Annotated in this window: 14 protein-coding genes and 1 pseudogene; 13 read left to right on the forward strand and 2 right to left on the reverse strand. The window is 62.8% G+C overall.

Annotated elements, in window-relative coordinates; all coding sequences use genetic code 11:
* Window positions 1-207 (reverse strand): annotated as a pseudogene (locus tag A3728_RS09815) (hypothetical protein); the annotation flags it as partial.
* Between the two features lie 233 nt (window positions 208-440).
* Between A3728_RS09815 and A3728_RS09820 the strand changes: the two are divergent.
* From A3728_RS09820 to A3728_RS09830, 3 genes are all read left to right on the forward strand, one after another.
* On the forward strand, window positions 441-1,433 hold the full coding sequence (locus tag A3728_RS09820; RefSeq protein ID WP_009804210.1) for an IS30 family transposase: 993 nt from the start codon (window positions 441-443) through the stop codon (window positions 1,431-1,433).
* A 331-nt stretch (window positions 1,434-1,764) separates the two neighbouring features.
* A complete protein-coding gene (locus A3728_RS09825; protein WP_231886361.1) occupies window positions 1,765-1,947 on the forward strand; it encodes a helix-turn-helix transcriptional regulator in 183 nt (60 codons plus the stop codon).
* Window positions 1,948-2,012: 65 nt separating this feature from the next.
* Window positions 2,013-2,213, forward strand: coding sequence for a hypothetical protein (locus A3728_RS09830; protein WP_009804208.1), 201 nt, complete (start codon window positions 2,013-2,015; stop codon window positions 2,211-2,213).
* Here the strand turns inward: A3728_RS09830 and A3728_RS09835 are convergent.
* Window positions 2,207-2,785, reverse strand: coding sequence for a hypothetical protein (locus A3728_RS09835; RefSeq protein ID WP_040609067.1), 579 nt, complete (start codon window positions 2,783-2,785; stop codon window positions 2,207-2,209). The genes A3728_RS09830 and A3728_RS09835 overlap by 7 nt on opposite strands.
* 132 nt (window positions 2,786-2,917) lie before the next feature.
* On the opposite strand from A3728_RS09835, the gene A3728_RS09840 reads away from it, so the two are divergent.
* The 10 genes from A3728_RS09840 to A3728_RS09885 all read left to right on the forward strand — a co-directional run.
* On the forward strand, window positions 2,918-3,232 hold the full coding sequence (locus A3728_RS09840; RefSeq protein ID WP_009804206.1) for a hypothetical protein: 315 nt from the start codon (window positions 2,918-2,920) through the stop codon (window positions 3,230-3,232).
* Entirely contained in the window at window positions 3,192-3,869 is a 678-nt protein-coding gene (locus A3728_RS09845; RefSeq protein WP_236628152.1) for a lytic transglycosylase domain-containing protein, read from the forward strand. Before A3728_RS09840 ends, A3728_RS09845 begins: the two co-directional genes overlap by 41 nt.
* A 16-nt stretch (window positions 3,870-3,885) precedes the next feature.
* The gene (locus A3728_RS09850; RefSeq protein WP_040609066.1) at window positions 3,886-4,167 is read left to right on the forward strand and encodes a TrbC/VirB2 family protein; all 282 of its coding nucleotides are present in this window, start codon (window positions 3,886-3,888) and stop codon (window positions 4,165-4,167) included.
* Between the two features lie 15 nt (window positions 4,168-4,182).
* On the forward strand, window positions 4,183-4,461 hold the full coding sequence (locus A3728_RS09855; protein ID WP_040609064.1) for a type IV secretion system protein VirB3: 279 nt from the start codon (window positions 4,183-4,185) through the stop codon (window positions 4,459-4,461).
* Window positions 4,436-6,829 carry a type IV secretion system protein B4 gene (locus A3728_RS09860; RefSeq protein WP_172839585.1) on the forward strand — a complete coding sequence of 798 codons (2,394 nt, stop codon included), beginning with the start codon at window positions 4,436-4,438 and terminating at the stop codon, window positions 6,827-6,829. The genes A3728_RS09855 and A3728_RS09860 overlap by 26 nt, the downstream gene beginning before the upstream one ends.
* A gap of 202 nt (window positions 6,830-7,031) precedes the next feature.
* Complete coding sequence (locus tag A3728_RS09865; protein ID WP_067264358.1) at window positions 7,032-8,144, forward strand: transglycosylase SLT domain-containing protein; 1,113 nt, start codon at window positions 7,032-7,034, stop codon at window positions 8,142-8,144.
* On the forward strand, window positions 8,141-8,908 hold the full coding sequence (locus A3728_RS09870) for a type IV secretion system protein (RefSeq protein ID WP_067264357.1): 768 nt from the start codon (window positions 8,141-8,143) through the stop codon (window positions 8,906-8,908). The genes A3728_RS09865 and A3728_RS09870 overlap by 4 nt, the downstream gene beginning before the upstream one ends.
* A gap of 8 nt (window positions 8,909-8,916) precedes the next feature.
* Window positions 8,917-9,342: a hypothetical protein gene (locus tag A3728_RS09875; RefSeq protein WP_082851064.1), complete on the forward strand. Its 426-nt coding sequence runs from the start codon at window positions 8,917-8,919 to the stop codon at window positions 9,340-9,342.
* Entirely contained in the window at window positions 9,343-10,356 is a 1,014-nt protein-coding gene (locus A3728_RS09880; RefSeq protein WP_009804198.1) for a type IV secretion system protein, read from the forward strand. It abuts the gene before it with no gap.
* A gap of 17 nt (window positions 10,357-10,373) precedes the next feature.
* The coding region (locus A3728_RS09885) for a virB8 family protein (RefSeq protein ID WP_067922835.1) at window positions 10,374-10,945 on the forward strand (572 nt) is incomplete at its 3' end.

Here is a 10,945-nt window from a genome sequence, read left to right on the forward strand (position 1 = left end):
CATTTCGAATAACTCGGTGGCGGTGAAATCGGGCCATTCAAAGTGTTCCGCCGCCCAATGCACAAACTTGCGGTTGAAGGCGCCTGATTGCGTCAGCCCGATCCCGCCGGTTTCGTTGGCATAACGCAACGCAAGCGTCATCCCACGAACCAGCGGCGAGTGTTTCAGGACATCAGCATCTGAGTGAAGTTTGACCGTCGGAAGCATGTCACCACGCTATCCTCGACACCAAAGACCCGCAATCCGCAAGGCTTTTCAGCCCTTCGATATTGGGGTCTGCGGGCTCAAAAGCCTTGCTCCCGTAGCGCCCTGTGGTGACCTTTCTGCTTTGCACAGCCGGTGACATTTCTGAATGGGATTTACATTGCCGACCCCAAGGCACATTCTAAACTGCGTTGCGACACTTCCTCTATCTTGCTGAAAAAGCAAGGAGAACAGACATGGCGCATACAGAGCTGGATTTGCGTGAGAGACGCATCATTGAGGACATGCTCAAGGCAAAAATTTCGGTCAGCAAAATTGCCGCTGAGCTTGGGAGACACCGTTCCACGATCTACCGCGATATAAAACGGAACTTCTACACGGATGGCGAACTGCCGTATCTGAATGGCTATTACTGTGTGATGGCGCAGCGTCAGGCGGAAGCTCGCCGTGCGCGACGGCGCAAATTGATCCGTCTCCCCAAGCTTCGGATGGCCGTGATCACCCAGTTGAAAGAAGGCTGGTCACCCGAGCAGATTGCCGGTCGGCTTGCATTTGAAGGACATGCCATTCGTGTCAGTCATGAAACGATCTACGCCCATGTTTACAGCGCCGAGGGACAATCCGAAGAACTCGCCAGATACCTTCCAAGTCGCCGCAAAAAACGCCGGCCCCGATATGCCAGACGCCCCAGAGGACAGGTGTTTCCGCCGGATCGCTCCATTCATCAGCGCCCGGAGCATGTGAACACGCGCGAGACATTTGGCGACTGGGAAGGCGACCTGATGATTTTCGAGCGCGCCCAAGGCAACATGAATGTTGCCTCACTTGTCGAGCGCAAAACGAGGTTTGCCGTCTTGTTCCGCAACAACGATCGTAGCTCCAACCACTTCATGCGCAAGCTGATGGATGTGATGGAACCCCTGCCCCAACAGGCCCGCAAATCGATCACCTTCGACCGCGGTTTCGAGTTCAGGGAATGGAGAAAGCTCAAGACGGGCATCGGCACTGACAGCTGGTTTTGTGACCCCCAGGCACCTTGGCAAAAGGGTTCGGTCGAGAACCTGAACAAACGCGCACGGCGATACCTGCCCCGTGACACCCAGCTCGCGGCGCTCTCAAATCGCAATATGAGGGCGATTTGCGACCGCCTCAACGGAACCCCAAGAAAGTGCCTTGGTTGGCGAACACCAACGGAAGCATTCAGGGAAGAATTGATGAAACTGAGATAGCGGAAACTGTCGCAACGGCCCTTGAGTCATCACAAATTTCCCTGTAGAATTCGTCCTCTCGAACCTCCCTGTGGACGACCGACTGGCGGCACCGGAATTGCCGGTGCCGCCCTTTTCCGAAAGAACGATTGAACGGCCCAGAATGTTATCGAGACGGATCATCCCGTGACCTGCGTATCGGCAGGCATCCCATTCCGGCGATCTCGCGCCGTTCCAAGATTTCTTCTCCGCGCCTCCGAATGTAATATATATCGCGTGGCGATATTTCGCGCAGCGTGTCCGTTTCGCGGGCATGAACTTGCGGGACCGTGTAGCATTGAACATCCAAGACTTGAGACGCGCCCGCGGCCTCAGCCAGGAGGAGCTTGCTCATCGGGCCGACGTGAGCCGCGGCCATATGGGCAAGGTCGAGAACGCCAAGTTCGCGGCCTCCCTCGACCTTCTCGAACGCATCGCCAAGGCGCTCAATGTCGACCCCGAAGAACTCTTCGCGAAGCGCAAGTCCGTTTCCTGAGGCTTTGATCCCGCCACCCAACACGAAAGACAGAACGGCAAGAACAGTACGAGTGGCGCGGATACATGGCGAAGAGAAAGACAGGCTGGCCTTTCCAGGAAGGGTTTCTGAACGACGGGACGCAGAAGATTCACCTGTTCACCGATTACCGTTGGAATGATGGCTCGGTGAGCCGTCGTTGGCATGTCGATCCGGAACGCTTTGATGCCAGTCTTGCCATCGTGCGCCCGTTTTCCCTGACGCCCAGTGACAGCTCAGATCAGTAGGAAAACCACTCTGAGTGACCCATGTTGCCCTCGTAGTCACCGTATTCGACCATGATGCTGCGGGAATAGAAGTGCCATAGGCCACCGCTGGTCGGGTAAGCGATCTCCTGCCCGCTTTCCGAGATGAATGTCGCGGGCCAGGGCGCGTGGGATCCGTAGACCCGCTGGATGTAGCGGCAGGTCCGGTTCTCGCGATCACAGGAGCGGATCGACCAGTCCCATTGACGCGGCTCGTCACGCGGCTCATAGGAGCGCCCGGTGAACCAGATCACATGGGTCCGGTTCAGCCATTCGTATTCCGGCAGGTTGGTGTCGAGTTCACCCTCGCCGCCCGGACCACCGAGCTCGACCGGCACATGGGCGAAGGTGCAGACCCCGAAGGGCGGTAGACTCGGCCAGGGCGTGATGCGGCGGATCATGGTGCGATAGGCGCGGGCACAAACGGCACTCGGGGGGAACCCACCCGCCATGCAGAGCATGATGGCGCAGTCGATGTCATAGGCCTGCGCCTTCTCCGGGGCTCCGAACACTGCCATCACCCCCATCGCCGCCGCCATCACTTGTCGTCTCATGTCACTCTCCCGCAAAAGTTGCGCGGACTATCGCGCAATATGTATTTATCTGCAATATGTCGTATTGACTCTATATGACTTTATGGCCTTAGTGTCGTGAAGTAGAAGGGCTCTCATGGGGAGAGTCCGAACATGCCGATAGCGCGCAACCAGATCCTGATCACCATCGATGGTGTGAAAGACCTTCAAGAAGAAGGCATCGCGTTCCGCTGCCGGTATGAACTCGTGGGGTTCACCGACGATGGCAAGCCGCGCTACCAGTGCATCTACCTGCGCGAGGGTGAGCCGGAAGCCATTCTGGTCTCGACCCGGATCACCCCACACGGTCCCGAGCCGCGGTATTTCAACATATGGCCGGGGCTCTTCAAACATCATTTCGAGTTCGGTGACGGGCGCGATCTGCGCTTTGGTCCTGATTACAGCATCACCCTCGAGGAGCGCGGCTGACGTCATCGCCTTCGGCCGTGACGGCACGGCCCGGACATCCGGCTGGATCTTTCATGGCGAACCACCTGCCTGGGCGAGGCTGGGTGATAGTGCTGAGGCGGAAGTCGTTCTGGCCTCGTTGGACGCCACGCCGCCTTCCGGTCGCGACGGCATCCTCTCCCTGATCGACGCCACGGCAGATCGCCACAAGGGAAACCGCGCCCTGCGGCAGGTCGACCTCGATGCGGACGACTGGCAGATCCTCTTCCGCGCCCTGGTCGAGGCCGAAAGCAGCTACAATCCGACCGCCGTCAGCCCCAAGGGCGCCTATGGTTTGGGCCAGCTGATGCCCGACACGGCGCGCGCACTCGGGGTCGACCCGCGCGATCCCTCCCAGAACCTCGATGGCGCGGCGCGCTACCTGCTCGCCCAGCTCGCCACGTTCAAGGACATCGACCTGGCGCTGGCAGCCTACAATGCCGGGCCACACCGTGTGGTCGAGTATTCCGGCATCCCCCCCTTCACCGAGACCCGCGACTACATCGCGCGCATCCACCGGATCCGGTCCCGGCTGGCAGGCCCTCCCGCTTCCGCGCCGGACATCCGTGTCGCAAACCAGGTTCCGGCCCGCGCGCCCGTCCTTATCGAACTTCAGTAAAACAAGGGAACTTCGCATGCTCAGACATTGCCTCAGCCGCCTCTTGCCCATCGCCACAACCTTGGCGGCTCTCGCAACGCCCGCTCTCGCGCAGGACTTGTCACCGATCCAGACCATGCTGGAAACCGTCGAGGCCGCGCTGACCGGTCCCATCGGGATCGCGGTTGCCACGCTCGCGGTCATCGGCACCGGATTCATGTGCATGATGGGGCGGCTCAACTGGGGCTGGTTCGCCTCGGTCATCATCGGGATCGTGCTGATCTTCTCGGCCGGTACCATCGTCGACGGCTTCTCCTGAGATCCGAGTAGAGCAGTGGCAGAACGATCCCCCCTTTTTCTGGGCCTCGCCCGTCCGCCCAAGTATCTGGGTCTCCCTGTCGGATACCTCGTGGTGCTGACGACCGGGGTCGTTCTGCCGTTCATCTGGACGAAGTCGATGGTCTTCTTCCTGATTGGTCTCGTCGCCTATCCGATCCTCTGGTTTGTCGCCGACCGCGAGCCGCATTTCTTCGAGGTCCTGCGCGTCTCCTATGGATCAGTGCGTCCGACGAAGAACAGGGCCCTGCATGGAGGCGACAGCTTTGGCGCTTGATGCGGGCACACTTTCCACTTTTGGGGCCGCCCTGCATCAAGCAGGCGGGGGGGAGTTCACGCGGGAGAGTTATCTCGCCGAGCACCTGCCGTATTTCGCGCTCGCGGCTGACGACGTCATGGTACTGCGCGAGGGCGACCTTATGGCGACCCTCCGCCTCGACGGGCTCAACCCGATGACCACGGAAGATGCCCGGCTCGACGCGCTCAAGCGTGCAGTCGCTGCCATCGTCGCCCAGACCGGCAACGCCTTCGGCTTCTACATTCACCGCATCTCCGTGCCGCAGGATCTCGGAATGCGCCCCCTCGAGGGGGACAGCTTCGCCGCCGCGATCGATGCGCGCTGGCAGGCCCATGTCAAAGACCTGCGCCCGGCCAAGCGCCAACTCTATCTCAGCGTCATCCGGCGGCCCGATATCTCGGCCCGCATTCCCCTCCTGCGTGCGCTGGCCCGCAAGGCCTGGGTCAAGGACCGCGCGACACGCCTGCAGGAGTTGAACGAGGTCATGGGCTTCTTCGAGGTAGCGCTTGCCTCGGCCAACCCCGTCAGGCTCACGAAGTCGGGCGGTGAATGGCTGGGCTACCTCAATACGCTGAACGCCGGCAGCTTCTCCCCCATCGCCTTCGGGCAGAGCGCCCTACCCCTCTCGCACACCCTGAGCAACTGTCGCGCGACCTTCGACGGCGATGTCGTCACCCTGACCGACGCCGTGACCGGCCAGGTCAAATACGGCGCACTCTTTTCGATGAAAACCTATCCGGCGCTCACGGACGTCACGCTGCTCGACGCGCTCGACCTGCCTCTCGACATCGTGCTGACCAACTCCTTCAGCCCGATCCCGAACAACATCATGGCCGAGCGCATCCAGCGCATCATCCGCCAGATGCACGCCTCCGACGATGCCGCCGTCTCTCTGCGCGAACAACTGGGCCAGGCCGCCGACGATCAGGAGGCGGGACGGATCGCCTTTGGCGATCATCACCTGTCGATCGCCGTCTATGCGCCCGACCGCGATACGCTTGAGCGCGCTGCAGCCCAGATCAAGCGCGTGGGCCAGGAAATCATGTCGGTGATCGTGCGCGAGAACATGGCGCTGAAAGCCACCTACTTCGCACAATCCCCCGGCAACTTTGGCTATCGCGCTCGCAAAACTCCGATCTCCTCGATCAACTTCGCGGATTTCGCCGCCCTGCATGGCAGCGTCGAGGGGCGCGGCCCCAACCAATCGCCCTGGGGCCAGACCATCTCGGTCCTGCCAACCGTCGGCACCTCGGGCTATCGGTTCAATTTTCACGAGGCGGGCAACCCGGGCAAGGAACCGACCGTCGGCCATACGCTCGTGCTGGGGCGCACCGGCACCGGCAAGACGCTCACCACCGCCTTCCTCGCAGCCCAAGCGCAGCGGGTCGGCGCGCGGCTTTTCTTCTTCGACAAGGATCGCGGCCTCGAGATGGCGGTCCGCGCGCTTGGCGGGCGCTACAACGAGATCCGCGCTGGCGTGCCGACGGGCCTGAACCCGCTGATGACCGAGATCGACGAACGGGGCCGCGCCTGGCTCTCGGACTGGCTGGCGACCCTTCTTTCCCGGGGCGGAACCCTCACGGGCGAACAATCCCGCCATATCCAGAGCGCGGTCGCGCAAAATGCCTATGCCGAGGGCTCGCTCCGGCGCTTCGCGAGTTTCGAGACGCTGTTTCAATCGCTCGACGACGATGGCGAGCTACAGTCCCGCGTCGCCGAATGGGCCCCGGGCGGCCGCTATGGCTGGGTCTTCGACGAGCCGGAACATGGTGCCGGGCTCGAACTGGCCTCCGACATCATCGGCTTCGACATGACCGAGATTCTCGACATGACCACCGAGCGGATGGCGGTGCTCTCCTACATCTTCCGCCAGATCGAACGTGTGGTCGAGGATCGCCGCCCCACCATCATCGTCCTCGACGAGGCCTGGAAGCTGCTTGACGATCCCTACTTCGGCGCGCGGCTGGAAAACTGGCTGGTGACGCTGCGCAAGATGAACTGCGTCGTGATCATGATGACGCAGTATCCGAGCCAGCTGCGCGATAGCCGCGTCGGCAAGACCATCGTCGAGACGGTCCCGACCCAGATCCTCTTCCCGAACGACCGTGCCACGATCTCCGATTACGACTTTCTGCGCGTGAACGCCAAGGAGGCGGCCCTCCTCGTGCAGCCCACAATCGGCCAGCGCATCGCGCTCGTGCGCTCGGCGGGCGACAGCGTCTTTGTCGATGCCGATCTCTCCGCCCTCGGCACCCTCCTCCCCATCCTTGGCGGCGGCGCCACCGGCGAGGCCCGTGTGCCCGCCGATTGGCGCGCCAATCCTGATTTCTGGAGACATGTTATATGAGTTCGAAACCCCTCCTCGCGCTTTGTGCCGCCGCAGGCCTTCTCTCAGCTTGCGAAAAATACACCGAACAAACCTCGCCCTGCTTCGGTCGAAACGGCGAGCCGCAGGTCACGCGCTCGACCCTCTCATTCTCGACCATGGGCGCACCAGTACAGCAGGCGCCCAAGCCCGACTGCAGCTTCGAGCCCCTGCCCCGTCCGGAATGAGCCGCGCCGCGATCATATCCGCCGGACTCTGTCTCGGCCTCGGCGCCCTGCCCGCGCATGCCCAGGGCGTGCCAACGCAGGACAATTCCGCGATCGGTCGCGCCATTGCCCGGGTGACGGCGCTGGCCGAGGATCTGGGCGTCCAGCAGGACAAGGATCGGACCGAGTCCACGCTGGCCGAAGTCCAGGCCGACCAGCTGCGCGTCCTCGAAGAGATGACGGCGGCCATCACCGGCCCCGGCTTCGATATCCGCGCGCTCGAAGGCAATGCGGACTTTGGCGTGGCGGCGGTCTATCCCAATACCGACCCTAGCCCGATGAACAGCCGCCTCTTCGGCGAGGGCCGCGAAACAGTCGAGATGATGATCGTCGAGGTCGCGGGGGAATTCGCAGGCGCCCCCGGTGTGGCCCGCGCGGGTCTCTCGGCCACCCAATGGCGCTGCCTTTTCCAGGCCCTGATCAAGCAGGAAAGCCGCTTCAACGTCGCCGCCGAAAGTCCGGTCGGGGCTTATGGGTTGACCCAGCTCATGCCCGGCACCGCCTCCGATCTTGGCGTCGACCGCTATAATGTCAAAGACAACCTGCGCGGCGGCGCGCGCTACATCACCACCCAGCTCAATCGCTTCGGCAACATCCCCCATGCGCTCGCGGCCTATAACGCGGGTCCGGGACGCGTGATCGAATATGGTGGCGTGCCGCCCTTTGCCGAGACCCAAGGCTATGTGCGCAACATCTCCAAGTTTTACAACGAATACCTTGCCGTGGTCGGCGGCGCCGATGCGCTCGGCACGCTCTCGCCCTCGGACTTTGCGCTGGCCGAGTATGCCAGCATCTCCGAGGCCGGCGTCTATTACGCCGCCGACAGTTCCGCCACCACAGAGCAGGTCATCAATCGCCTGCGCGCGATCATCCTGCAGATCGACGCGCAACCCAATGCCAAGGCGGCCTGGGAGCTCAACACCTACGCCAAGGCCGAGATCGGCCGCATCCTCAATCTTCGCGTCCGGCTGATGGCCGCGAACCAGCAACGCGAGGCGGCCTATGCGCAGCACCTCGTCGCCGACCGACTAGCCGAGCGCGACTTCATGCAGATGGGAGTTCCCGAATGAGACAGCTTCTCCTGACCGTGGCTGCGGTCACCACACTCGGGTTTTCTTCGCCCGCAACGGCCCAGGGTGTGCCGACCTTTGACGGCTCAGCGCTTGGCCAGCTCGTAGCCCAACTCGAGCACATGGCCGAGGATCTGAATGTCCAGATGCAACAGCTCGCCACCATGCGGCTGGAGTTGGAAACCCAGCTATCGCAGCTGACAAACCTCGAGGCGCAACTGACCTCGCTCATCGAGGGCAGCGGTCTGGGTGAACTCTTCGCGACGGTCGAGGAATTCCGTGCGCTCCGCGGCAAACTGGTCGCCCCCCTCAACACCGCGCAGTCGCTGGCGAGTGGCGATTTCCTGAGTGGCTTCAATCCGGGCGCGGAACTCTCGGCCTCGGTCGAGCGGGTGCTGACGGGCAGCGGCTTTACGTCGGAACGACTGGGAACACTCTCGGGCTCCGACCAGCCCGCCGACAATCGCATCGCCGCCTCTGCCGGGGCCAGTGCCATGCTCTCGGTTGCCGCGCAGGAAAGCCACGAAGAGGCCGGGCAAAGCCTCGAGCGGCTCGAGACCATGGTCGGGTTGATCGATGATCAGGACGGGCTGAAGGCCGCCGTCGATCTCAACACGCGCGTCACCGCCGAGCTCGGGATCATCCTGACCCAGATCTGGCGGCTCGAAGCCGCCCAGGGCGTCAGTGCGGGCCAGCTCGGCGTCGTCGATGCCGCAACCCTCGCGGATGAACGCAAGTTCCGCTCGATGGCGGTGGATCCATGAAAATGTCCATGATCCACAGCTTGGCTTCAGTTCGGGCACTTGGTCTCGCAGCACTTGTAGTGAGTGCCCTGCCCTGTGCCGCGCTGGCCCAGACCCCGAGCACGAACCCTTCCGGCGACACGCCCTTCAACGCGATGGCTATCGCGCGGGACGAGGCCGACGCCTGCCGTGCCCCGAAGGCCTCTGCCGATCTGGCCGAGACTGCCTATCTGCGCAATGGCTACCGCGCGATCCTGCGCATCCTGATTGCCGAGGAGGCGCTTGCCTCGGAAACCTGTACCTGCCTGCTGGATCAGTTCACCTGGGATCAGGCGCTTGACGCCCTGCCCCGGTTCCAGACCTCGGACAACCCGCGCCTGCCCTTCAAGGTGCTCGATCTCTACGCGCAGGCCGACGCGCTCGAGGCGCAAGTTGTGGAGGCCTGTGCGGAATAGATGGGCGTCATTCGGGACATCCTGAGCCAGATCGATGCGGCGGTGGATACCGTGGCGCAGGACGGGTTCGTCTCCTCGGCGGGCGCGGTCGGCGACGTGATCTCCGCCGGGGCCGCGCTCCTCGTCGTGCTCCTCGGGATCAACGTGGTGATGCAACTCCGCCCCCTGCCCTTCGGCACCGGCTTTGCCTTCGGGATGAAAGTCGCGCTCGTGGGCATATTCGCACAGAGCTGGGACAATTTCAGCGTCATCTATAACATCGTCACGCAGGTCCCCGACTCAGTTGGCGCCTCGATCCTGGCGCTCACCGGCTCGGGCGACGAGGCCGGGGTCTATGAGAGCCTAGACAACATGGTCGCCCGCATCACCGCCTATGGCGACACGATCGGAGACCGCGCGGGCTGGGTTTTCGGGGCGGTCCTGGGTGCCATTTTCTTTGTCCTTTCCGCCGTTTTTGCCGCCGTCACTGCCGGCATCATCGCCTTCGCCCGCATCGTCTTCGCGCTGATGATCGTGATCGCCCCCTTCATGATCGTGACCTCGCTTTTCAAACCAACCCAGTCCCTCTTCGAGGCCTGGACCCGCGCCACCATCGGCTATGCCCTCATGCCGGTCGCCGCAGCCGGGGCTGCGGGCATCATCGTCGCCATCGCCGAGGCCATCGGCGACGCCTCCGCCGATCCCGGCGATGTCGAGACCGTCAGCCTCATCCTGCCCTTCCTCGTGATCCTCATTCTCAGCGCCGGGATCATGGCTTCCGTTCCCTATATCGCGTCCAATCTCACCGGCGTGGTGGGCATTGCCTCGAATGCCGTGGGTCTGACCGGCCTCGCGCGTCAGGGTTTCGTGAACACGCGGGAGTATGGCACGGGCGCAACCTCGCGCCTCGTCACCGGCAAGTCCCCGCATGAGCTGAACCAGATGGCCAATGCGGGCGTGGTGAAGACCGGTGAGGTGATCCGGCAAAGCCCCGGCGCGCTCCTCTCCGCCGCCAAGGCCTTCCGCAAACCCTGATGTGAAAGACGACTGACGTGAAGACAACCACAACCCCTTCCGCGAGCCATGATCGCGACGCTTTCGAGGCGGATTTCATCTACGGGCCAAGGCGGCGCGAGCGCTTCGCCTGGTTCGTCGCGGCGGCCGGCGTGCTGGTTGGTGTTGCCGGCATGGTCGCGGGCGCAAGCCTCTTTCCGCTCAAGACGACCGAGACCTTCGTGGTCGTGGTCGACAAGGAGACCGGCGAGATGGACCGGGTCGCCGCTGTTCAGGCACTCACACTCTCGGAAAGTGACGCCATCATCCAGGCCAATCTCGTGGCCTATGTTGATGACCGTGAAACCTATGACCTGACCGATGGCGAGCAACGCATCAACTCGGTCCTCGACCGCTCGGACGGAGATGCCGCGCGCACGCTGCGCGATCTCTGGTCCTCCACCAACGAAGACTACCCGATCACTGTCTACGGGCGCGACGCCAAGATCGAGGTGGTGATCAAATCGGTGAACCAGATCGAGCGCGGTGTGGCCCAGGTCCGCTTCACCCGCACGCTCCGCCGCCCCCGCGACACCCGCACCGTCACCCGGTCCTATGTCGCCACCGTCGG

It is taken from the genome of Sulfitobacter sp. HI0040, assembly GCF_001634885.1.
Taxonomy (GTDB): Bacteria; Pseudomonadota; Alphaproteobacteria; order Rhodobacterales; family Rhodobacteraceae; genus Sulfitobacter.

What these genes read in the sequence shown, in the direction of transcription:
- A3728_RS09840 (WP_009804206.1), top strand. Translation starts at nt 2,918, where the DNA reads ATGCCGATAGCGCGCAACCAGATCCTGATCACCATCGATGGTGTGAAA.
- A3728_RS09875 (WP_082851064.1), top strand. Translation starts at nt 8,917, where the DNA reads ATGATCCACAGCTTGGCTTCAGTTCGGGCACTTGGTCTCGCAGCACTT.
- A3728_RS09830 (WP_009804208.1), top strand. Translation starts at nt 2,013, where the DNA reads ATGGCGAAGAGAAAGACAGGCTGGCCTTTCCAGGAAGGGTTTCTGAAC.
- A3728_RS09870 (WP_067264357.1), top strand. Translation starts at nt 8,141, where the DNA reads ATGAGACAGCTTCTCCTGACCGTGGCTGCGGTCACCACACTCGGGTTT.
- A3728_RS09850 (WP_040609066.1), top strand. Translation starts at nt 3,886, where the DNA reads ATGCTCAGACATTGCCTCAGCCGCCTCTTGCCCATCGCCACAACCTTG.
- A3728_RS09820 (WP_009804210.1), top strand. Translation starts at nt 441, where the DNA reads ATGGCGCATACAGAGCTGGATTTGCGTGAGAGACGCATCATTGAGGAC.
- A3728_RS09835 (WP_040609067.1), bottom strand. Translation starts at nt 2,785, where the DNA reads ATGAGACGACAAGTGATGGCGGCGGCGATGGGGGTGATGGCAGTGTTC.
- A3728_RS09865 (WP_067264358.1), top strand. Translation starts at nt 7,032, where the DNA reads ATGAGCCGCGCCGCGATCATATCCGCCGGACTCTGTCTCGGCCTCGGC.
- A3728_RS09860 (WP_172839585.1), top strand. Translation starts at nt 4,436, where the DNA reads ATGGAGGCGACAGCTTTGGCGCTTGATGCGGGCACACTTTCCACTTTT.
- A3728_RS09880 (WP_009804198.1), top strand. Translation starts at nt 9,343, where the DNA reads ATGGGCGTCATTCGGGACATCCTGAGCCAGATCGATGCGGCGGTGGAT.